Origin of the sequence: Limimaricola cinnabarinus LL-001, assembly GCF_000466965.1 — a bacterium.
Classification (GTDB): domain Bacteria; phylum Pseudomonadota; class Alphaproteobacteria; order Rhodobacterales; family Rhodobacteraceae; genus Limimaricola; species Limimaricola cinnabarinus.
The window spans coordinates 1-20970 of record NZ_BATB01000058.1 but is presented as its reverse complement, the minus strand read 5'-3'; the positions used below and the strand labels follow the sequence as shown (position 1 = coordinate 20970).

Annotated in this window: 20 protein-coding genes and 2 pseudogenes; 5 read left to right on the top strand and 17 right to left on the bottom strand. The window is 65.7% G+C overall.

What is annotated here, in order from left to right; translation table 11 throughout:
* Positions 1-4: 4 nt before the first annotated feature.
* From MBELCI_RS15305 to MBELCI_RS15295, 3 genes are all read right to left on the bottom strand, one after another.
* On the bottom strand, positions 5-1147 hold the full coding sequence (locus tag MBELCI_RS15305) for a glycosyltransferase (protein WP_021695158.1): 1143 nt from the start codon (positions 1145-1147) through the stop codon (positions 5-7).
* Positions 1144-2163 carry a glycosyltransferase family 4 protein gene (locus tag MBELCI_RS15300; RefSeq protein ID WP_021695157.1) on the bottom strand — a complete coding sequence of 340 codons (1020 nt, stop codon included), beginning with the start codon at positions 2161-2163 and terminating at the stop codon, positions 1144-1146. Before MBELCI_RS15300 ends, MBELCI_RS15305 begins: the two co-directional genes overlap by 4 nt.
* 259 nt (positions 2164-2422) lie before the next feature.
* The gene (locus tag MBELCI_RS15295; RefSeq protein WP_131505566.1) at positions 2423-3703 is read right to left on the bottom strand and encodes a sugar transferase; all 1281 of its coding nucleotides are present in this window, start codon (positions 3701-3703) and stop codon (positions 2423-2425) included.
* A gap of 1199 nt (positions 3704-4902) precedes the next feature.
* Here MBELCI_RS15295 and MBELCI_RS19525 point away from each other — a divergent pair.
* The 3 genes from MBELCI_RS19525 to MBELCI_RS15280 all read left to right on the top strand — a co-directional run bounded on the left by MBELCI_RS19525 (position 4903) and on the right by MBELCI_RS15280 (position 8329).
* Positions 4903-5853, top strand: a complete 951-nt coding sequence (locus tag MBELCI_RS19525) for a sulfotransferase family protein (protein WP_081698620.1) — start codon at positions 4903-4905, stop codon at positions 5851-5853.
* A gap of 58 nt (positions 5854-5911) precedes the next feature.
* Positions 5912-6892, top strand: coding sequence for a UDP-glucuronic acid decarboxylase family protein (locus MBELCI_RS15285; RefSeq protein ID WP_021695153.1), 981 nt, complete (start codon positions 5912-5914; stop codon positions 6890-6892).
* 138 nt (positions 6893-7030) lie between these two features.
* Complete coding sequence (locus tag MBELCI_RS15280) at positions 7031-8329, top strand: pectate lyase family protein (protein ID WP_021695152.1); 1299 nt, start codon at positions 7031-7033, stop codon at positions 8327-8329.
* Between the two features lie 189 nt (positions 8330-8518).
* Here MBELCI_RS15280 and MBELCI_RS15275 read toward each other — a convergent pair whose 3' ends face one another.
* From MBELCI_RS15275 to MBELCI_RS15215, 14 genes and pseudogenes are all read right to left on the bottom strand, one after another.
* The gene (locus MBELCI_RS15275; RefSeq protein WP_021695151.1) at positions 8519-9019 is read right to left on the bottom strand and encodes a YciE/YciF ferroxidase family protein; all 501 of its coding nucleotides are present in this window, start codon (positions 9017-9019) and stop codon (positions 8519-8521) included.
* A gap of 102 nt (positions 9020-9121) precedes the next feature.
* Entirely contained in the window at positions 9122-9799 is a 678-nt protein-coding gene (locus tag MBELCI_RS21945; protein ID WP_021695150.1) for a glycosyltransferase family protein, read from the bottom strand.
* A gap of 20 nt (positions 9800-9819) precedes the next feature.
* Positions 9820-10089 (bottom strand): annotated as a pseudogene (locus MBELCI_RS22735) (glycosyltransferase family 2 protein); the annotation flags it as partial.
* Positions 10086-10643 carry a class I SAM-dependent methyltransferase gene (locus tag MBELCI_RS15260; protein ID WP_021695149.1) on the bottom strand — a complete coding sequence of 186 codons (558 nt, stop codon included), beginning with the start codon at positions 10641-10643 and terminating at the stop codon, positions 10086-10088. The pseudogene MBELCI_RS22735 and the gene MBELCI_RS15260, both read right to left, overlap by 4 nt.
* Before the next feature lie 85 nt (positions 10644-10728).
* Positions 10729-11196, bottom strand: coding sequence for a PIG-L deacetylase family protein (locus tag MBELCI_RS15255; RefSeq protein ID WP_235047664.1), 468 nt, complete (start codon positions 11194-11196; stop codon positions 10729-10731).
* A 141-nt stretch (positions 11197-11337) separates the two neighbouring features.
* Entirely contained in the window at positions 11338-11568 is a 231-nt protein-coding gene (locus MBELCI_RS21940) for a hypothetical protein (RefSeq protein WP_021695147.1), read from the bottom strand.
* Complete coding sequence (locus MBELCI_RS21935; RefSeq protein ID WP_235047663.1) at positions 11541-11894, bottom strand: hypothetical protein; 354 nt, start codon at positions 11892-11894, stop codon at positions 11541-11543. The genes MBELCI_RS21940 and MBELCI_RS21935 overlap by 28 nt, the downstream gene beginning before the upstream one ends.
* A 634-nt stretch (positions 11895-12528) precedes the next feature.
* Complete coding sequence (locus MBELCI_RS15245; RefSeq protein ID WP_021695145.1) at positions 12529-13956, bottom strand: uracil-xanthine permease family protein; 1428 nt, start codon at positions 13954-13956, stop codon at positions 12529-12531.
* Positions 13957-14007: 51 nt separating this feature from the next.
* A complete protein-coding gene (locus tag MBELCI_RS15240; RefSeq protein ID WP_021695144.1) occupies positions 14008-14496 on the bottom strand; it encodes an ureidoglycolate lyase in 489 nt (162 codons plus the stop codon).
* Positions 14493-15926, bottom strand: a complete 1434-nt coding sequence (gene puuE, locus MBELCI_RS15235) for an allantoinase PuuE (protein WP_045320286.1) — start codon at positions 15924-15926, stop codon at positions 14493-14495. Before puuE ends, MBELCI_RS15240 begins: the two co-directional genes overlap by 4 nt.
* Positions 15927-16058: 132 nt before the next feature.
* Positions 16059-16790, bottom strand: a complete 732-nt coding sequence (locus tag MBELCI_RS15230) for a proteasome-type protease (RefSeq protein WP_021695142.1) — start codon at positions 16788-16790, stop codon at positions 16059-16061.
* Between the two features lie 11 nt (positions 16791-16801).
* Positions 16802-17602 (bottom strand): transglutaminase family protein, encoded by an 801-nt coding sequence (locus MBELCI_RS15225; RefSeq protein ID WP_021695141.1) that lies wholly within the window; start codon positions 17600-17602, stop codon positions 16802-16804.
* Between the two features lie 37 nt (positions 17603-17639).
* A pseudogene (locus MBELCI_RS15220) lies at positions 17640-18582 on the bottom strand (alpha-E domain-containing protein).
* Positions 18579-20003, bottom strand: a complete 1425-nt coding sequence (locus MBELCI_RS15215) for a circularly permuted type 2 ATP-grasp protein (protein ID WP_021695139.1) — start codon at positions 20001-20003, stop codon at positions 18579-18581. The pseudogene MBELCI_RS15220 and the gene MBELCI_RS15215 overlap by 4 nt, the downstream one beginning before the upstream one ends.
* Positions 20004-20307: 304 nt before the next feature.
* Here MBELCI_RS15215 and MBELCI_RS15210 point away from each other — a divergent pair, with 304 nt between their 5' ends.
* Both MBELCI_RS15210 and MBELCI_RS15205 read left to right on the top strand, forming a co-directional pair.
* Positions 20308-20706 carry a ribbon-helix-helix domain-containing protein gene (locus MBELCI_RS15210; RefSeq protein WP_021695138.1) on the top strand — a complete coding sequence of 133 codons (399 nt, stop codon included), beginning with the start codon at positions 20308-20310 and terminating at the stop codon, positions 20704-20706.
* Positions 20707-20736: 30 nt separating this feature from the next.
* Positions 20737-20970 (top strand): hypothetical protein (locus tag MBELCI_RS15205; protein ID WP_045320284.1); only part of this gene is annotated, 234 nt, incomplete at its 3' end.

The window sequence follows — 20970 nt, the reverse complement described above, 5'->3', positions numbered from 1 at the left end:
TTTTTCAAATGGCCGGTTCGGGGGTCGTCGAAGACAATTGCGTTCCCGCCAGCGTGGCATCGTAGAGGTCGCAGAGCTTTGCGCGCATGACATCGGCGCCAACCGGGCGGCGACGGTTTCGCGGCCACCCCGCCCATGCGTCCGGCTGAACGGGATCGGCGCAAAGCCGCGCCATGCCGTCCGCGAGCGCCTCGGGGTCGGCGGCGTGAACGAGACGGCCGTTCACCCCGTCGCAGAGCACGTCCGGAATGCCGCCGACCGCCGTCGAGACGATGGGCCGCCGCATGGCCATGGCTTCGAGCAGGACCATCGGCAGCCCCTCCCAGCCCGAGGAAATGACGAGCCCATCGATGGCCGCAAGAAGCTCGGGCATCTCGAAGATCGCGCCGGTAAGCACCACGGGCCCATTCAAAAGGCCGAGTGCGCGGGCCCGCTGCGCGATCTGCGTATCGAGCGGCCCCTCGCCGACGATGAGAAACCGCGCCCGCGGATCTCGCTTGGCGTGAAGCGCGGCGGCTTTCAAAAAGGTCTCGTGATCCTTCTGCTCGGTCAGGCTGCCGATGACGGCAAAGACTGTATCGCCGGGTAGGACGCCGTAACGCGCGAGGTCCAGAGGCTGCACCGCGTCCGGGTCGAACCGGTCCAGATCGATCCCGTTGACGATGGTGGCAATGCCGTCGCGTCGATAACCGCCATGCTTTGCGACATGCTCGGCCACACGGTCCGAAACCGCAATGCAGGCATCGGCGCCGTGGGTGATCGCGCGATAGGCAAGGCTCAGTTTACGGTTCCGCCGCCACGGATCGGTGTTGTGCAGGGTGATGATCCGGCGACGGCGGCCGATCCGAGCGGCGAGCTGCCCGACGAGATCGCTTTTCACGAGATGCGTGTGCACGAGGTCTGCCCGCCAATCCCGGATCAGTCGCAGCGCGCGGATCACGGCGCGGGGATCGCGAAGGCCGCGGCGGCTCAACCGGGTCAGGCCGGCGCCCCGGACGCGCACCTCCTCCTCGAGCGGTCCGGGAGAGAAGTAGGCGACATGGGCCTCGTCGCCACGCGCCGCGACGGCGTCGAGCAAGCCAAGGAGAAGCATCTCGGCGCCGCCGATCTTCAGGCTGTCGATGATATACAGGATGCGCCGGCTCACCAGCTTGGCTCCAGCGCGAGAGAACTGTCGATCGGCTGTCCGGGAACATGCGCGAGAATACGGCGCGCCACCTCGTCCCAGGTGAATTGCTTCGCACGTTCGATCGCGGCTTGCCCCATGGTCCGGCAGCGATCGGGATCGCGCAAGGTTTCGAACAGCGCTTCGGTCAGCGCGTCCACATCCCCCGCCCGTGCCGTCCGACCGGTTCGCCCCTCGGCCACGATGGCACCGATATCGCCCACATCCGTCGCCACGACCGGCAGGCCGAACTGCATCGCTTCGATGAACACGATGCCGAACGGCTCAAGCCGCGATGGCATGCAAAAACACGACGCCTCGTGATAATGTGCTTCCACCTCCGCCAGCGGCAACCGGCCCAGCACGGTCACGCCCGGCTCGTTAAGCTGTGGTTGGCAGCCAATGATTGTCAGCGTCGCATCCGGCAGGCGGCGCCGCAATGCGCGGAACGCCGCGATCAGCTCCGGCCCCCCCTTACGCTCCCAATCGACGCCGACGAAAACGATCTTACGCGCCGCGTATCGCGCCGTGGTGACGTCTACGGGACGCTGTGGCACCACCGACGCGCCCGCCCCAATGGCGGAAGCCTTGGTGCCCGCGATGCCATATTGGCTGGCCAGCATGCCGCGGATCTTTGGCCCGAAGGTAAAGACATGCGCCGCTTCTTCGTAGATTTCGCGCTCACACGCCCACCACGCCTCGCTCGGTTCGCCCAAAGCCTCTGGCGTGCCGCCGAGGGCCGCCCGGGCAACGTGGTCGGTATAGACGAAGTTCGGAAATCCCGGCAAAGCCGCGTTGAAGAGCGACTGGGTCTGCAGCGTGAAGTCAAAGCGCTGGCCGCCGACCCGCCGGCGAAGCGCAGCGCGCACGGCGCGGTAATAGGACCGGGATCGCGCCAGCCTGAACCGGGCGATATCGCGCGACCGCCAGCTCGACAGGCCGTATTCGCGCTGAACCCCGATCAGGCAGCGCAGCTGCGCGACAGGATCGGCCTTCATCTCCCGCATCGTGTCGAAGGTCGTGATCTCGAGCCCCGGTCGGACCCTACGCAACGCAGCTTCGAGCTGCGCATTGATATGTGAAAAACTGCCTCGGGTAACGAACAGGGCACGGCCTGTCGCAGGGGGGGCGGGGGCAATGGAATTCACTGGTTCAATCCGTGATCTGAAGGGGAATGCTGACCATGTTGCAGGCCAGATACCGGCTTTGCGTCGCGCGCCGCTTTCGCACCAGAGCGGGGCCTCGGGGAGACCCGCCTCACGAGCGGAGCATCTTGTGGTCCCGGAGCAGACGGGCGAATTGGGCCGCCAGAAACTCTGACCGGTGCGGGACGACGACCTTCTGGAAGAAGTACCGGCTGAGTATATGCTCTCCAAACGCGCTCATGGGCCGATAGGAATGTAGCTGCCCACTCTCCGGCATGTTTCCGGAAGCCTCGCAAAGCGAGACATTGACGCCCCGTGCCTGCCCGTTGGGAAGGTTGAGGATCAGGCGTCCTTTCCTGAGGGGCAGGGGGCTTTCCTTGCCACGCAGGCGCAGGGCGGTCTCGTCGATCCACTCGACTTCGCGCACAGTGCCGCAGGGGGCGACGAACTGCACCGGGCGCCCGCCGGGCAAGCCGATCCTGAGGCGCTCCTCCTCCGACCGACGCCGCAGGGATCTGGCGTAGCGCAGCAGGCGCGCGCCGGTGCGCGCAAGCACGCAGGCCGCGACGATGGTGATCAGGTAGATCTCGCCGCGATAGGAAACCGGCGATCGACAGATCTTGTTGTTGAGCCGCGAACGGATGGCTTTCGACGTGCCGTGGCTCATGAAAGCTTGCGCGGGACCGATCATCCCCGGCTTGACGCTGAATCGTGCCTCGTAGCCTGGAATCTCGGCCGCATTGATCGCTGCAATCTCGGCCCGGACGGGACGAGGCCCGCACATGTTCATGTCTCCGCGCAGCACGTTGAAAAGCTGCGGCAACTCGTCCAGCCGAGTCTCCCGGAGGAACAGGCCCAGCGGTGTCTCTAGCCCCGACCCCGCGGGCAGGACCCGGTCGCTCGTCAGAATGGCGGCCTTGGCGCTATCGAGAGTGCGGTATTTGAAGATGCCGAAAGTTTCGCCGCCTTCGCCGATGCGCGCCCCGCGGAAGAAGATCGGCCTTCCTTGCGTGATCAGCAAAGCGAGGGCAATCATCGTCCCGAGCGGCAGGATCAGCAGCAGAAGAACCAGCGCGATCAGCATGTTGTAGGCGCGGTATATGGCCCTCGACCGCGGCAGGAAACCGATCGCCAGGCGCGATCTGCGCCGCGGGCGCATGAGATCGGGCCGCGGTGCTGAAATGGTGCCGATACCGCTCAGGCCTGCAAGGCCCATCGTATCATGGCTGTTCAAACAATGCTGGGGGGGTAGAGGCGCGGCCTTGGGCGCTGAAGTCGGCTTGAAATCACGAATAGCGCTGGAAAAAAGCATTCCGAAACCCTCGATAAAACCGGGCAACCGATAATACGAGGGCGGTTGACCGTCACTGATTGCTGGCAGAACCAAAAACAACAGGGATCCGCGTCAAAATCGCGCCCGACCCATATGTCGAAACGTGATCCCGATAATCGGTTGTGACAGGTCCAGGTTCCACCAAGGCAGGCCTCCCGATAGATTGAGAGTAAAACCTCCTACCACCTTCAGCTTGCTACATTCATCCAATCCGAGCAACGATTTTTTAGTCATTTGATGAGAATAGACGATGAATTCATTTGGGCTAAAACCTTTAAAGCTCTTTTTATCTAGTCCGAATGGCTAGGTGTATTCCACCTCCGACACGCGATTCTTATTATCTTTCCATGTATTATGATGGCATGTGCCATACCCAAGATGTGAGCCAATACATCTCGAACGAATGTAACCCTCAGGGAAACCGATCGGGACACACCTTCGAGCAAAGCTAAAGCCTGCAATTACAGGGCGACATCATCACTCAATATGCACACGCTAAAAGTGCAATCCGGCGCGCCCGGCCCTGGTTGTCGAGGTTAGCACCGTAGGTCGGCGCATGGAGTCCCCACAAGTGCAGCTTGCGATCGAATCCATGGCGCCTCGGGGTGAGGTGGCCCTGTTTTAGGACTTCGGGGAAGGCCCTCATGCGACCACACGCCGAAGCATAGCTCGGATCCAAAAGCTGGGGATCAGAGTTTACACATAGAATCTCACGGTTTTTGCCTGCCAAAGCGACGTGTCCTGTCGCGATGTAACCCGAGAGACATGGCATCTCGGTCACCTCATGTGAGAATCTCTTGTTCGCAGAGGCTTGGTTATGCTTTTGGAAACAAAATTTCGGCACAGTTTTCTGTAATCTGACACCATACTCTCATGCACAAGGAGGCATCGTCATCAAACATCACATCATTCCAGGCAGCAACTGCCGCTCCGATCCGGCGATGACCAGATCCCCCAGATCCGACCGACCCTTGGCGCGTCTTATCGTCCTTGCGTTGTCTTGCGCGGCTACCGCCATATTTTATGCGGTATTGATCTCTTTTTTTTACCGGCTTCGACATTGGAACGATTGGGTTTCTTGTCGCCGCCGCGATAGGCGCGATAGGGGGGCTCGTCCTTTCCGCGATAATCTGAATTTCGAACAGATCGGAAGTTGGGGCTTGCGCGAACACTATGATCTGCGGTTATCTGAAGGTGTGATATGCCAGTAGGACGACTGGAAACTCGCTTCCGGTTGTGCCTTTCGTTGCCCGCGAGGAGTGACAGTTGTGCCGTCCGCCGAACATGCTCCTGTTAGTACGCCTCTGCCCGAAAGCGCGCTATTTCCGCCCGCCCATTATATCATTGGCGCTCCGAAATGTGGCACCACGGCACTGGCGAGATACCTCTCCGAACATCCTTCTGTATCGATCAGTCGCCCCAAGGAACCTCATTACTTTTCCACGGATCTGGGCCGCCTGAGGCGCTGCACGGATGAAGCCGGGTATCGCGGCTGTTTCGCTTCCGATCCCGGGGGCCGTCTCTTGCTGGAAGCATCGGTCTGGTATCTGTATTCCGAGGATGCCATCGCATCGATCCTCAGGGTGCGACCCGATGCGCGTTTCGTGGTCATGCTTCGTGATCCGGTCCGAATGCTTGCTTCATTGCACCGGCAACTGCTTCGTGCGCTCGACGAGGATGAGCCCGATTTCGAGCGCGCCTGGAACCTTTCCGACAGGCGGGCGCGCGGCGAGTGCATTCCACCCGGCTGCCGAGCGCCGAAAACCTTGATCTATACCAGAACCGCCGCCTTCGGTGAGATGATCGAGCGATTGTTTTCGCAGGTTCCTCGCGACCAATGCCTCGTCCTGTTTCAAGAAGACATGCAGGCGGATACCGGTGCCGTCTATCGCCAGACGCTGGATTTCCTTGGGCTGGAGGATGACGGGCGCCAGAATTTTCCCCGCATCAACGAAGCGAGCCGGTCACGGTCTCGCGCCGTGCAGTATGTCATCGCCCGCGGAAAACCCGTTCGGGAGGCAGTGTCGCGCCCCATAAAGCGGTTGTTGGGCTGCGAATCCCTCGGGGTCATGAAGAAGGTGAACGACCTGAACACGGCAAAGATCGGACCGGTAGGCCTGTCTTCCCAGATGGTCGACACCGTCGCCGATCATTATGCCGCAGACGGACGCCGATTGAAGGAGTTGTTGGGCCGCACGGCCTTCGCCTGATGCCCGGTTGCGGCGTCAGGCACGGTTATTCGAGTGATTGGGTTGCAAAGGACATGGCATGACAAGGGTTTACAACACCAGAAAGCGCAGCCTCGTTACAGGCGGCGCCGGGTTTCTCGGTTCTCATCTTTGCGATCGCTTGCTCGACAGCGGCGCCGAGGTCCTGTGCGTGGACAACCTTTTCACAGGTACGAAAAGGAACATCGAACACCTTCTCGGACACCCCCGCTTCGAATTCATGCGGCACGATGTCACCATCCCTCTCTATGTCGAGGTGGACGAGATCTACAATCTCGCCTGTCCGGCTTCGCCGATCCATTACCAGCATGACCCGGTACAGACGACCAAGACATCGGTGCATGGCGCGATCAACATGCTTGGACTGGCGACCCGCCTCAAATGCCCGATCCTGCAGGCCTCCACCAGCGAGGTCTATGGTGACGCCCTGACCTCGCCCCAGAGCGAAGGCTACTGGGGCAACGTGAATCCGATCGGCATAAGATCCTGCTATGACGAGGGAAAACGCTGCGCTGAGACGCTGTTTTTCGACTATCACCGGCAAAATGGACTACCGATCAAAGTGGTTCGTATCTTCAACACCTATGGACCGCGCATGCATCCCCAGGACGGACGCGTGGTGTCGAACTTCATTCGACAGGCCCTTCTCGATGAGGACATCACCGTCTTCGGCGATGGAAGTCAGACGCGCTCGTTTTGCTATGTTGACGAGCTGGTCGACGGGCTGATCCGGATGATGAACTCGGCTCCCGAGATCGTCGGACCGATCAATCTCGGCAATCCTCATGAAACAACGATGCTCGAACTTGCCGATCTGATCGTGGAACTGACCGGATCGCGTTCCAAGCTCATACGACGCGCGCTTCCCAGCGACGATCCGGTACAGCGCTGTCCCGACATCCGGCTCGCGAGAGAGCATTTGAACTGGAATCCGAAGGTCGATCTGACCGAAGGCGTTTCGCGAACGATCGCATATTTCAGGGAGATCATCCAGGAGCCTGAGCCCCATGCCGTCGGCTAGTGGATATCGCAGAAGGCGGCCAGTGAGAGACGATGGACGGTCTTTCGGTGCCCTCCCTCCGGTTGGGCACGGCGATCATCGCTGTAGGCCATACAATGTCCCGCCCATCCATTTACACCGTTCCGACCGACTTCCGCCATGCATCTGAATGCCCGCTTCATCGGCCTTGCCGCGCTGTTGCTGATCGCGACGACGGCAGCCGTGCTGCTGGTCGGGACCAGAGGGTTTGATCGTGACACGCCTCTCGCGTTCCCGGAACTCGAGGGCTTCGGATCGAAGACCGTCGGTGGGCGCGGCGGGCAAATTCTCAAGGTCACATCCCTCGCTGATGCAGGGGAGGGCACTCTTCGCTGGGCGCTGGAAGAGGTCGAGGGTCCCCGCATCGTGGTATTCGACGTCAGTGGGGTGATCACGCTGAGCAAGCAGATCGAGATCAAAGGTGACGTGACGGTCGCGGGACAAAGCGCGCCTGCGGGTGTGACGATCGCCGGCGGCCGACTGAGAGTGGTCGAAAGCAACGTCATTCTGCGCGGTTTGCGAATTCGTCCCGGCGACGGGCCCGGTGCCTCGGCCCAATCCCGCGATGCCATCTCGATCGGCACCCCTGACAAGACCGTCAGCCGGGTCGTCATAGATAGCAACTCGCTGACTTGGGCTATTGACGAGAATCTCTCGATCTGGGGCGATGTGCGCGATGTCACGATTTCACGCAACATCATCGCAGAGGCCTTGGACGCCGCCGGACATGATAAAGGTGATCACAGCATGGGGCTGCTGATCGGCGGGGGCGACATCAAGCGTATCACCATCGTCGACAACCTCTTTGCCCATAACCGACATCGCAATCCGACGATCAAGGGTCAGAGCAATCAGGTCGAGTTCGTCAACAACCTCGTCTACAATTGGGGGGCGAATGGGTTCGAGGCAAAAAGCGGTAGCATTCATTTGCTCGGAAACGTCTATCTCGACGGGCCGGATACGGCGGACAAACCCCCGATACGGCTCGCCGGCAAGAAGAGTGAAGCCCGTTACTACCTCTCCGATAATTTCGGCGAGGCCACACCTCAGCATCGTATCCAGGCCGAACCCGTCTTCAGGGAAAGCGGTGTTCAAGTGCACGCCATGGAGGATGTCGAGGCGCATGTGCTGGCACGCGCGGGCGCGCGTCAGCCCGAGCTTGACGCCATAGACAGCCGCATCGTCGAAACGGTGACGGCCCGCACTGGTCGGATCATCAATTCGCAGGAAGAAGTCGGCGGCTACATCACCGTAAGAGACAGCCGTGCCCCTCCCGACCATGACAATGACGGCATTCCGGACGTCGTGGAGCGCGAACTGGGCTCGAACCCCTTGGCATTCGATTCCAATGATAGATCGACGCGAAGCGATCCTACGCATATTGAGCGATATCTGAACCGAATGGTCGAGAGTTTATGATCGCAACGACACCCGTTATGGCTACATAAGATATCTTATAGGATGTGGGTGGCTGTATCAGCGCACGTTTCAATGCGTCGTGGCAGCTCGCTTTCGCAACGAACACGTATGGGTCACAGCCAGATGCCCCCCCGCAAGAGATAGACGCTTCGAAGGAAGAGGGGCCGCGTGGCCCCTCCCTGAAATGGATCAGGCCTTGGCCTTCGCCCGCGGCGCCTTGGCTGCGTTCACCTCGCTCACCGCGAGTGCGGTCAGCTTGGCGTTGGTCGCCTTTTCCTGATCGAGGATCTGCGACAGCAGGTCGTGCGCCTCGTCCTGCTTGAGCTGACGCGCCCATTCGCGCAGCGTGCCGTAACGCGCGATCTCGTAATGCTCGATCGCCTGCGCCGCGCCGATCAGCATGGCGTCGAGAGCGGCGCCCTCGGCCTCCTCGATGATGCCTTCCGTCTCCTTGATGAGACCTTCGATGGCGTCGCATTTCTCGCCTTCGGGCGTCTTGCCGATGGCCTCGAACACCTGATCGAGCAGCTTGATCTGCTGCTTGGTCTCGGTGAGATGCGCCTTGAGAGCGTCCTGCAGTTCGGCGTGACCGGCGGCTTTGGCCATCTTGGGCATCGCCTTGGCGATCGCGTTCTCGGCGTAGTAGATGTCCTGAAGGGTGTGTTCGAAAGCGTCGTTCAGCGTCTTCATGATCAGCCTTGGAATGAACGGGCACCGCGCCCGCGATGCCGTTGAACCCGTCACGCGACTGGTTGTTCCGCCCGCCCGCCGCTCTGGTCCCCGGCGCCCGGTTCAGCCCCGGTTGCCCGCCGCCGAAAGGTAGCGCCGCCGCTCGTCATGGCCGTTCAGACGCCTGAGGGCCTCCACATGCGCGGCGAGGATCGGCAGATCCCGCGCCGCCTGCGCCCGCGACAGCGCGCCCCCGCCGGAGGCGGGCGACAGCATGGCCGCGACTGGGGCCAGCGCCATGTCGAGCCCGTCGCCCCCGCCCGAGAGGCGTTCGGCGATCTTGTCGGCCATGCCGCCGGGAGCGCGCCCCTCGGGCCGCATCGAGGCCCGGATCAGCGCCCCTTCGACGCGGCCGGGCAAATGCCCCGCCGCGATCACCCGGTCGATCAGGTCGCGGTCCTCGCGGCAGGGCATGGCGCGGAATCCGCCCACCGCGCGGTAGATTTCGCGCCGGATGCCGAGATTGGCCCCGCCCGCGGTGTTGAGCCCGATCGCCTCCGAGCCGCCCTGCGAGACGAGGCGCGCGAATTCGAGCGACAGCCGCATGTAGTCATCCTCGACCCGGCCGCCACGGCGCACCTTGTCGAGAAGCTCGGGCGCCAGATCGTCGAGCCCCTCGATGCGCCCCAGCACCGCCGGGTGCCGCTCGAGCGCCGCGCGCATGGCGGCGATCCAGCCCGGCGCGGCAAGGCAGTCGGCATCGGTGGACAGCAGCGATGCGGCCCCGGGGCTGAACCGCATCGCCGAAAGATGCCCCAGACGCGCGCGCGCCCGACCCCGCCGCGCGGCAGGCGCAGCTCGCTCAGCACGAGAGGCAGCCGATGCCGGCGCGCCTGGTCGCGCACGATCTCCGCCGTGGCGTCGTCGGTGTTGTTCACGCAGACATGGATGGCACAGCCCTGACGGTCCTGCTGCGCCAGCGCGTCGAGGCAGGGGCCGATCCGCTCGGCCTCGTTGCGGGCGGGGATGATCACCGCCACGCTGGCCTGTGCCACGGCCTCCAGCTCGAACACTTCGCAGCGAAGCCTCATGGCGCGGCCCCCATGACGTCGATCCGGTAGCGTTCGGTCGAGCGGACCTCGCGGCGCACGCGGCGCGAACGGGCGCAAAAAAGTCCGAGCGCTTCCTCGCCTTCGAGCGCGTTGCCGCTCGGCCCGCGCCACGTGACGCAGACGAGGTCGGCGGCGGGCCAGCGGTCGTCGATCTGCCGCGCCAGATCGGCGAGGCCCGGCGCGTCGAGGAAATAGAGCACCTCGGACAAAAGCAGCAGGTCGTGATCCCCCTCGGGCAAGGGGGCCGGGAGAAAGAGCCGGTGAAAGCGCCCCTTTGGCACCGCCCGGCGGGCGGCGTCGAGCGCGGTCTGCACCGCGTCGATCCCGGTATAGGCCGCACAGCGCGGCGCGACATGACGCGCCAGCTCACCATTGCCGCAGCCCAGTTCGAGCGCCGAGCGATAGTAGCGACGGGGCAGCGCCGCGCAGGTGGCGCGGAACTTGGACTGCTCATAATCGCTGCTGCGAAACGACCATGGATCGTCGCCCGCAGCATAGATCCACTCCAGATGGTCGAAACTCACCGCGCTCACGGCGTCACCTCGAAATAGATCTCGTCGCCCGTGAAGCTTGCAAGAAAGGCCTCGGGCAGCACGAAGCCGCCGGGATCGTCGCGGATCACCTGCCCGTGCTGGCTGCGATGGGCGGCGATGGCGCGGGACTTGGCCGCGCGCGCGGGGACGGTATCGAAGCGGTGTTCGACATGCTCGGGCAGCCGCGCGCGGTAGCCCGGATCGTGCAGCCCGACCAGACCGGGTAGAACAACAGCCGCGCGCCTGTGCGCCGTGCGGCGCGGCGGGCGATCTCGGCGGTGGCCTCGTGGTCGCAATGCGGGTCGGTCGGGGCGGGCGCGATCAAAACTCGTGCCCCCGCCGCGCGGATGGTCTGCGCCACTTGGGCCGCAATCTCGTCGTAGCGGGGCGCGAGGCCCAACATGCCGCCATCGGGCAGGCCGAGCCGGGTGACGCAGGAGGCCGCGCCGCCAAGTGCTGCGATCGCCGCGTCGAGCTCGGCCGCGCGCAGTTCGGCGAGCTTGGGGCGCGGCCAGTCGCGCGACCCCGGATGCGAGGCGCCGCCATCGGTCATGCAGATGACCCGCGCCCCCGGCCCCGCGAACGCCGCCGCCAGCAAGGACCGCAGCCCAGCGACTCGTCATCGGGATGCGGCGCGAGCACGACCGGCGCACGGCCCTGCGACAGGTCGTCGAACCCGGCATGGCGCGAGGGATCAGTCATCGAGCCAGTCCCCGAGCGGCCTGTCCTCCATCAGGAGCGCGCGCCCGACCTTGGCCGAAAACGCGTCGCGCGCCGCCTGCCGCATGTAGCAGGCGAGGTCGCGCGCCATTCGCCCCACCGGGTCGGCCGCGTCGAACATCGACAGCCCGACCGAGCGTTCGACCGCCGCGATCGCGGATTGGCCGATCTCCTCGCTCAGAAGCCGCACCGAGAGCGACTGCACCGCCGCCGCCTGCGGTGCCGCCGCCCCCTCCTCGCCCGAGGCCGCCCGCGCCGCGCGCAGGATCGCGGGCCAGGCGCAAGCACGCGCCCTGCGACGGGGCCGAGCCGCAGCAGATGCGCCTCGGACCCCTCCTGCCCCCGCGCGCGCAGCACGGAGGCGGCGCGGTCGAGCAACCCCGTGGTGCCGCCCAATGTCACGGCGGCGATGCGCCATGTCCCGCCAAGGAAATGCGGCTCGCGTGTATAGACCTCCGGCCCGCCGAGGGGCCGCCCCGCCAGCCCGTCGCAATCGAACCCGCCCGAGCGGCTCTGCTGCATCCCGGACATGTTCCAGCCTTGCGGGTCGTGTCGCGCCGTCTCGCGCGCATCGACGACGAAAAGCCGCTGCCCCTCAGGCTCTTGGCCGACACGATAGCCCGGTCGACATGGCCCAGCCCCGAGGCGAAGCGCTTGGCCCCCGACAAACGCGTGCCCGAGACCGAGACCGCGACAAGGCCATCCGCGCCCCAGACGCCGAACAGCCGGCCCGCCTCCATCTCGGCGCGGCAATCGGCCAGAAGCTCGGGCTCGGCATAGGTCTCGATGAGATGGCGGGCGTCACATGGCCCTCATAGAGCCGGCCCAGCGACAGGTCGGCCTCGCCGACCCGCCGCATCGCATGGGCCGCATCGACCCCATCCATCGCCCCCAGAAGGCCCGATTGCCGCAGCAAGTCGATGCTTGCGTCGAAATCGCTATACGCAGCCTCGGCCAGTCGCGCGGCGAGGCTTCGGTCGATGGCTGACCCACCCCCGACGTCAGGGGTCTGGCCTGGTTCGGGGCGTCGAGGCATTTGCGGGTTCCAGTCACGTTCGTCGTGACAACCGCCGGTGGTCGGCCCGGTTCCGCCGCCCGGGCGGCGGCGTGCGGGCCCGCACAATCGCAGCAGGCCCGCCTGTCATGGCTTCCGGGGCGCGGCGGCTCAGTGGCGCGGCGTCTCCAGCGGCAGGCCCCGTGGCTTGGCCGTGGGCGTCGGCGCCTCGTCAGCGAGCGTCCGCGGCAGCAGCAGGTTCAGCACGATGGCGAGAAACGCCGCCGGAAGCAGCCCAGAGGTCAGCAGCACCCGCGCCGTCTCGGGCAGGTACTGCACCGCTTCGGGTTCGAGCTGCAGCCCCAGCCCGAGGCTGAGCGAGACCGCGAAGATCACCATGTTGCGGCGGTTCCAATCGACGTCCGCCAGCATCGAGACGCCCGCCGCGACCACCATGCCGAACATCACGATGACACCACCGCCCAGCACCTCGATCGGCACGGTGCGGATCACGCCGCCGACCTTGGGCACCAGCCCGCAGATGATCAGGAAGATCGCGCCGCAGGTGACGACGTGGCGGCTCATCACCCCGGTCATCGCGATCAGGCCGACATTCTGGCTGAAGGAGGTGTTGGGCAGTCCGCCGAACACCCCGGCCAGCGCCGTGCCCAGACCGTCGGCATAGGTCGCGCCCTCGATCTCGCGGTCGGTCGCCTCGCGCCCGGCCCCGCCTTTGGTGATGCCCGACACGTCGCCTACCGTTTCGACCGCCGAGACGAAGGCCATGAGGCAAAAACCAAGGATCGCCGCGACGGTGAAGTCGATCCCGTAGCGGAACGGGTCGGGCAGCGCGAAGGCCGCCGCGTTGTTCCACGACCCCGCCACCGCCTCGGGCGTCAGGATGCCCACCGCCATCGCATAGGCATAGCCCGCCAGCAGGCCCAAAAGCACCGCCGAGACCGCCAGCATGCCGCGCGCGAAGAACTTGAGCGCCAGCGTCACGAGGATCACCACCCCCGCCGCCGACCAGTTGAGCGCGGAGCCGTATTCCGCAGCACCCGCCGCCTTGGCCGGAACGCCGCCCGCGGCGTATTGGATGCCGACCTGCACCAGCGCCAGACCGATCAGCGTCACCACGAGGCCGGTGACCAGCGGCGGCAGCGCGAAGCGGATGCGCCCGATCACGAGGCCGAGGCAGGCATGGAACAGCCCGCCCACGACGATGCCGCCATAGAGCGCCGCGAGCCCGTCGACGCCCTTGCCCGCCACCAGCGGGATCATGATCGGCAAAAAGGCAAAGCTCGTGCCCTGCACGATTGGCAGCGCCGCGCCGACGCGGCCCAGCGTCACCGTCTGCAAGAGCGTCGCCACGCCCGCGAACAGCATCGACATCTGGATCAGGTACAAAAGCTCGGGAAAATCGGGCGAGTTCGAGCCGAAGCCGAACCCCGCCGCCCCCGCCACGATGATCGCCGGCGTGACGTTCGAGACGAACATCGACAGCACGTGCTGGATCCCGAGCGGGATCGCCTTGTGCATCGGCGGGGTGTAGTTCGGGTCGCGCAGCTGCGCGGGCGTGCCAATGGAGGCGTCGGCCATTTCGGTCTCCCTGTTGTGGTGCGACCCCGGTCTTTGCGCCGGGTGCCGCGATCAGCCGGTGACGCGCCAGGGCGTCTTGAACCGGTGTTCTTCGAGGTTGGCGCCCGGGCCGATGCGGTCGACCACCGCGAAAAGCCCCGGCGCCGATAGCGGCGTCAGAACGCCGTGCCACGTGTTGCGCAGCAGATTGACGCCCTGACCGGGCGTCGTCACGAAGGCGCGCGGGGTGCCGGGCCCGCCTTCCGCGTCCGGGGCCACGATGACCAGAAAAGAGGCCAGGCTGAGCGGGAGAAAGGCCTGACTGCCCTCCGGATGCCGCTCGACCAGAGTGAACTCGTAGGGCAGCGCCCGCGGTTTGGCGTCGAAGACCGAGATCCCGGCGCGGCCATCGCTGCCGAAATCGAAGCGCGCGAGGTCGTGGTGCCGCCCGCAAAGCCCCTCGTTGATGATCTTGTCCGGCGTGCCCGCCGCCTCGATCACATCGCCGAAGGGGGCGAAGGCCTCGCGCGTCAGCGGCTCGGTGCGGATCTCCCCGCTCATGACCGGTCCCGGCCTCCGGCCGGAGGCAGCATCGCGCGCAGCCGGTGCAGCGCGATCCGCTCGACCTGCCGACAGGCCTCGCGGAACTCGGTGTCGCAGTTGCTGTCGATCCGCGTCTCGAAGGCCGACAGGATGCCCGCCTTGTCGTGATCGCGCACCGCGATGATGAAGGGAAAGCCGAACTTGGCGACATAGGCGTCGTTGAGCTCGGTGAAACGCGCGCGCTCGGCATCTGTGAGCGCGTCGAGCCCGGCGCTGGCCTGCTCGGCGGTCGAGTCCGCCGTCAGGCGTTTCGCCGCCGCAAGCTTTCCCGCGAGGTCGGGATGCGCGGTCAGCACACCGAGCCGCTCCTCGGTGTTGGCCGAGCGAAAGGCGCGGGCGAGCGCGTTGTGCAGCCCCGTCGCGGTGTCATGCGCGGGGCCAAGCTCCAGTCCATGCGCCCGCTCGGCGATCCATGCCGAGTGCTCGAAGATGCCGCCGAAGCGGTTGACAAAGGCGTCGCGCCCCATCTCGGAGGGCCGCTCGCGCGGCGCGGGCGGATGCGTTTCGGCCCAATGCTCGGCGATCTGCAGCCGCGTGGCGAACCACACGCCGTCATGGCCGCGCGCGTAATCGAGAAAGCGCTTGAGCGCCTGCGCCCGCCCCGGCCGCCCCACGAGGCGGCAGTGCAACCCCACCGACATCATCTTGGGCGCGCCCTCGACGCCCTCTTCGTAGAGGCAGTCGAAGCTGTCCTTGAGATAGCCGAAGAACTGGTCGCCCGAGTTGAAGCCCTGCGGCGTGGCAAAACGCATGTCGTTGACGTCGAGCGTGTAGGGCACAACGAGCTGGTCGCGCCCGCCAAAGCGCATCCAGTGCGGCAGGTCGTCGTCATAGGCGTCGGCGGCATAGGCGAAGGTGCCGTTCTCGGCCACCAGACGCACCGTGTTCGCCGACGACCGGCCCGTGTACCAGCCGCGCGGCGCCTCGCCCACCACCTCGGTGTGGAGCCGGATCGCCTCCTCCATGTCGGCGCGCTCGGTCGCCTCGTCGGCGTCCTTGTATTCGATCCATTTCAGGCCGTGCGACGCGATCTCCCAGTTCGCCTCCTTCATCGCCGCGACCTGTTCGGGGCTGCGCGCCAGCGCCGTGGCGACGCCATAGACGGTGACGGGCAGATCCTCGAGCATCCGGTGCAACCGCCAGAACCCGGCCCGCGCGCCGTATTCATAGATCGATTCCATGTTCCAGTGCCGCTGGCCGGGCCATTGCGCCGCACCGACGATCTCCGACAGGAACGCCTCGGAGGCCGCGTCGCCATGCAGCACGTTGTTCTCGCCGCCCTCTTCGTAGTTGAGCACGATCTGCAGCGCGATCTTCGCGCCGCCCGGCCATTGCGGGTCGGGGGTTTCGGCGCCATGGCCGATCATGTCGCGGGGGTAGCGGTTCAAATCGGGGTCTCCTGTTCCTGCCGCAACCATACCCTCCCGGCGGCCCTCGAATTCTAAGAAATAATTTGAAGCAGTGTCATCCGCCACGGACCCCGGCGACCCCCATCCCGCGCCACCGCCGCGACCCGTGCGTCAGACCGACACGTCGGGCAGCGCGTCGAAAGCGAGCCTGAGCGCGTCGCCCCAGCCATTCGAGATCGAAAGATACTGCGCGTCGTCGGCCTCGATCCTGAGCGTGCGGCCCGTCTCGAAGCTGTCGGCCTCGTAGATCTGCAGATCGAGCGGCAGCCCGACCGAAAGGTTGGCCTTGATGGTGCTGTCATAGCTCACCATGAGAAGCTTCACCGCCGCGTCGAAGCTCATTGCAGGGTCGAACACCCGCACGAGGATCGGCCGGCCATACTTGGTCTCGCCGCTCTGGAACCACGGCATGTCGTCGCCCGCTTCGATGAAATTGCCCTCGGGATAGATCAGGAACAATCGCGGCACGCCGCCGCGCACCTGACCGCCCAAGATCAGCGTCGCGCCGAAGGTGCCCGCATCCGCCCCCATCTGCCCCTCGCCCGCGCGCGCGATCTCGTCGCGCAGCAGATCGCCCACCATCCGCGCCACCGCGAACATCGAGTTCTGCCCAAGGATCGAGGGGTGCCGGTCGGCGGGCGATTTCAGCCGCTCGTCGATCATGCTCACCACCGCCTGCGTGGTGGCGAGGTTGCCCGCCGTCAGCAGGGTGATGGCCGCGTTCTCGTCGGACCAGTCGAACATCTTGCGACAGCTCGAGATGTTGTCGACGCCGGCATTGGTGCGGGTGTCGGACATGAAGACCAGCCCCCGGTCGAGCCTGAGGGCACAGCAATAGGTCATGATCGCTCCATTCAATCCTGCCGCACGTCGAGCGCGACACACAGATCCTCGTTGGCCGTGCCATAGCGAAACCCGTTGACCGGCGCGGCCTCGGCATAGTCGAGCCCGGTCGCCACGCGCACATAGCGCGCATCTGGCGAGATCGCGTTCGACACGTCGAAGCCGACCCAGCCCAGATCGGGCAGATGCGCCTCGGCCCAGGCATGGGTCGCCTCCTGCGCCACCCGGTCGTCCATCATCAGGTAGCCCGAGACGTATCGCGCCGGCACGCCCATGGCGCGCGCGCAGCCCACGAAGACATGCGCATGGTCCTGACACACCCCAGATCCGGCCGCGATCGCGTCCTCGGCGGTGCTGCGCACGCCCGAGCTTCCGGTGCGATAGTCCACCGCCTCGCGGATCGCCCGCGACAGCGCGTGCAGCCGCTCCAGCGGCCCCATCTTGGGCGTCAGACCCGCCACGAGGCGGCGGCAGCCCGCGCCGGGCCGGGTCAGCGGCGTCTGCCGCTCGAACAGCCACAGCGGCATGTGCCCCGCATGCGCCCCGTGCACGCCCGCGCGGTCCTCGATCTCCAGCTCGCCCTGCGACAGGATCTCGATCTCGCGCGCGCCCGGCTCGACCGAGACAAGCTCGACCGTGTTGGCGTGGTGATCCTCGAAGCAAAGCTCGCGCCGCCCCCCGGTCACGGTGGTGGTCCATGACAGCACCCGCTGCGCGCCACTCGACTTGGGCGTCAGCCGAAGCTGCTGCAGCCCGAAATCGACGGGTCCGTCATAGCTGTAGGTCGTGCGATGGCTGATGCTCAGGCGCATGGCGGCGCTCCGCTGGGGGAAGGACGGCGGGAGAGGTTCATAGGTAGAACCTGTAATCGATTTCGATCTGCCGGTTCAGATGCGCGATGCAGCCTTCGAAATCGACGAGAAACTCGTGCAGCCCGGTTTCGAAGATCGCGTCGATCGGCCGGGCCAGCAACTTTTCATTCATCTGGTCGGCGATGTCGTGCGAAGGCAGCCTCTCGCCGTAATCCTGCGCCAGATAGCCGAGGTTCTCGCGCAGCTTGTGGGCGCAGAAGGCGAGGCTGCGCGGCATGGCGCGATCGTGGATGATGAACTGCGCGATCTCGCGCGGGCGCAGCTGCTGGCCAAAGCGCATCTGGTAGGCGCCGACGCCCGAGACCGATCGCAGGATCGTCTCCCACTGGATGTCGTCGAGCCGCGAGCCCACCGCCGAGGCCGCGGGCAGCAGCACGAAATACTTCACGTCGAGGATACGCGCGGTGTAATCCGCCCGCTCGCAGAACATGCCCAAGCGGCAGAAGTCATAGATGTCGTTGCGCAGCATCGTGCCGTGGATCGCGCCGCGCACGAAGGCCGCGCGCTGCCGGATCATCCGCAGCACGTCCTGCAGGTCGCGGTCGGCCACGCGGCGCTTCATCGCGGCGGCGAGGCTCATCCACGCCTCGTTCACCGCCTCCCAGACCTCGCGGGTGAGCGCGGTGCGCCCCACTCGGGCGTTGTCGCGCGCCGCCTTGACCACCGACAGCACCGATGACGGGTTGTCGGCGTCGCGCAGCATCCAGTCGATCGCGTCGTCGCGCGTCACCATCCCGTGCTTGGCGACATAGCTGATATGTGCCCGAGGCCTGCAACACGCTGGCCCATTCGTCGTCATCGGCCGAGCGTGTGAGCGCGATGCGCTGGCCCACCTCGACCATGCGGGCGGTGTTCTCCGAGCGCTCCAGATTCCGAAACATCCAGTAGAGCCCGCCCGCCGTCTTGCCCAGCGTCGTCATTCCTCAAGCACCCATGTGTCCTTGGTGCCGCCGCCCTGGCTCGAATTGACCACCAGCGATCCCTTCTTGAGCGCGACCCGCGTGAGACCGCCCGGCGCGATCGACACCCCCTCGGGCGAGACCAGCACGAAGGGCCGCAGATCGACATGGCGCGGCGCCAGCCCCGCGCGGGTAAAGATCGGCACGGTCGAGAGCGACAGCGTCGGCTGCGCGATGTAGTTGCCGGGCCGGGTCTTGAGCTTGGCGCGGAAGGCCGCGATCTCCTTCTTCGAGGCGGTGGGGCCGATCAGCATGCCGTAACCGCCAGAGCCATGCACCTCCTTGACGACGAGATCCGAAAGGTTGTCGAGCACGTAGGACAGAGCCTCGGGCTCCGAACAGCGCCATGTCGGCACGTTCTTCAGGATCGCCTTCTCGCCGGTATAGAATTCCACGATCTCGGGCATGTAGGAATAGATCGCCTTGTCGTCGGCGATGCCGGTGCCGGGCGCGTTGGCCAGCGTCAGCCGTCCGGCGCGGTAGACATCCATCAAACCCGGAACGCCGAGCGCGCTGTCGGGGTTGAAGTTCATCGGGTCGATCCAGTCGTCGTCGACCCGGCGATACAGCACGTCGATCGGGGTGTAGCCACGCGTCGTGCGCATCGCCACGCGGCCGTCGATCACCCGCAGATCATGCCCTTCGACAAGCTCGACCCCCATCTTGTCGGCGAGAAAGCTGTGCTCGTAATAGGCCGAGTTGTAGCTGCCCGGCGTCAGGATGCCGACCACCGGCGCGGACCCCGCATGGTCGGGCGCGCAGGCGCAGAGCGAACGGTGCAGCTGCGCGGGATAGGACGAGACCGGCCGCACCCGCGTCTTCATGAAAAGTTCGGGAAACATGTGCAGCATGGTCTCGCGGTTCTCGAGCATGTAGCTGACACCCGATGGCGTGCGGGCATTGTCCTCGAGCACGTAGAACTCGTCCTCGCCGGTGCGCACGAGGTCGGTGCCGACGATATGGGTATAGACCCCGCCCGGCGGGTCGACGCCGATCATCTGCGGCAGGAACGCCTCGTTGCGCGCGATCGCCTCGATCGGCACCCGCCCGGCGCGGATGATCTCCTGTCGGTGATAGATGTCGTGCAGAAACGCGTTGATCGCGCGCACCCGCTGCTCGATGCCGCGCGACAGCCGGTCCCATTCGCGCGCGGCGATGACGCGCGGCACGATGTCGAACGGGATCAGCCGCTCGCCCGCGTCCTGCTGGCCATAGACGTTGAAGGTGATGCCGGTGAGGCGGAACAGGTCCTCCGCCTCGCGGGCCTTGCGGCGCAATCGCCCTGCATCCTCGCCCCGGAACCAGCCGTCGATGGCGGCATAGGGGGCGCGCAGGGCCTCGTCGCGGCCCCACATCTCATCGAATGTTCTGCTCTCGCTCATGCTTCGACGATATGCCGCCGCGCGGCGGCGCCAATCGCCACCTGCCAAAGCACCGCCCCGCGGCCCTGCACGGTGCGGTTGCGCGGCCTTCGTGCCGGTTAAAGCGGCATCCGGCTCACATAGCGGGCATCGGACAAAGCCACGCGCCCCGATGCAGGCGCATCGCGGGGTGAAGCGGACCTTTGGGGGGCCTCACCCCGTCCCGAAGGGGGCAGGATCGGAGAAGACGGCATGAAGACTTGCATCCCGCCTTGAAACCCGCCATACACCATCCATATGGATGGTACACGGAAGGAGAGAACCCATGAAGGAGCGGATGGCCGAGAGCGAGAAGATCACCATCAACCTCGGCCCGGTCGATCTGGGCCGGATCGACCTGCTGGTGCAGGAGGGGTTCTTCTCGAATCGGACCGATTTCATCCGGACGGCGATCCGCAGCCAGCTCGCCGCGCAGGCGGCCGAGCTTGGCCGCTCGATCGAGCGGCACCGGCTCGAACTGGGCCTGCATGATTTCACCCGCGCCGATCTCGAGGCGCTGCGCGACGCGGGCGAGGTGCTGCATCTGCGCGTGGTCGGGCTGGCGCGCTTCGCCTCCGACATCGACCCCGAACTGGCGCGGCAGACCATCGCCTCGCTCACCGTGCTGGGCGCGCTTCAGGCGCCGCCCGCCGTCAAGGCGGCCTTGGCGGACCGTATTGCATGAGGCCCGAGCGGCCATTGAAAGGACGACGAGATGACGCATGACATGAGCGCCGTGATGCGGCGCGCGATGGCCGCGCTGCGGCTTCAGGACCCGATGGCCGCCACGCGCGAGATCCAGGCCGGTCTGAACGGGGGCCTCACCGGGGGCACCCCCGGCCCCAAACCCGCGCGGCCCGACACGCGCCGGGGCCGGGTCGACATCCTGCCGCCCGAAGCGTCGGAGGCCCCCAATCCCCGCCCGCGCCGCATGGCCGAGGCGGCGGAG

Excerpts from the sequence above, each read along its gene's own strand:
- MBELCI_RS15300 (WP_021695157.1), bottom strand. The coding sequence starts at position 2,163 with ATGAAGGCCGATCCTGTCGCGCAGCTGCGCTGCCTGATCGGGGTTCAG.
- MBELCI_RS15285 (WP_021695153.1), top strand. The coding sequence starts at position 5,912 with ATGACAAGGGTTTACAACACCAGAAAGCGCAGCCTCGTTACAGGCGGC.
- MBELCI_RS15280 (WP_021695152.1), top strand. The coding sequence starts at position 7,031 with ATGCATCTGAATGCCCGCTTCATCGGCCTTGCCGCGCTGTTGCTGATC.
- MBELCI_RS15275 (WP_021695151.1), bottom strand. The coding sequence starts at position 9,019 with ATGAAGACGCTGAACGACGCTTTCGAACACACCCTTCAGGACATCTAC.
- MBELCI_RS21945 (WP_021695150.1), bottom strand. The coding sequence starts at position 9,799 with ATGCGGTTCAGCCCCGGGGCCGCATCGCTGCTGTCCACCGATGCCGAC.
- MBELCI_RS15255 (WP_235047664.1), bottom strand. The coding sequence starts at position 11,196 with ATGACCGATGGCGGCGCCTCGCATCCGGGGTCGCGCGACTGGCCGCGC.
- MBELCI_RS21935 (WP_235047663.1), bottom strand. The coding sequence starts at position 11,894 with ATGTCCGGGATGCAGCAGAGCCGCTCGGGCGGGTTCGATTGCGACGGG.
- MBELCI_RS15245 (WP_021695145.1), bottom strand. The coding sequence starts at position 13,956 with ATGGCCGACGCCTCCATTGGCACGCCCGCGCAGCTGCGCGACCCGAAC.
- MBELCI_RS15240 (WP_021695144.1), bottom strand. The coding sequence starts at position 14,496 with ATGAGCGGGGAGATCCGCACCGAGCCGCTGACGCGCGAGGCCTTCGCC.
- MBELCI_RS15230 (WP_021695142.1), bottom strand. The coding sequence starts at position 16,790 with ATGACCTATTGCTGTGCCCTCAGGCTCGACCGGGGGCTGGTCTTCATG.
- MBELCI_RS15225 (WP_021695141.1), bottom strand. The coding sequence starts at position 17,602 with ATGCGCCTGAGCATCAGCCATCGCACGACCTACAGCTATGACGGACCC.
- MBELCI_RS15215 (WP_021695139.1), bottom strand. The coding sequence starts at position 20,003 with ATGAGCGAGAGCAGAACATTCGATGAGATGTGGGGCCGCGACGAGGCC.
- MBELCI_RS15210 (WP_021695138.1), top strand. The coding sequence starts at position 20,308 with ATGAAGGAGCGGATGGCCGAGAGCGAGAAGATCACCATCAACCTCGGC.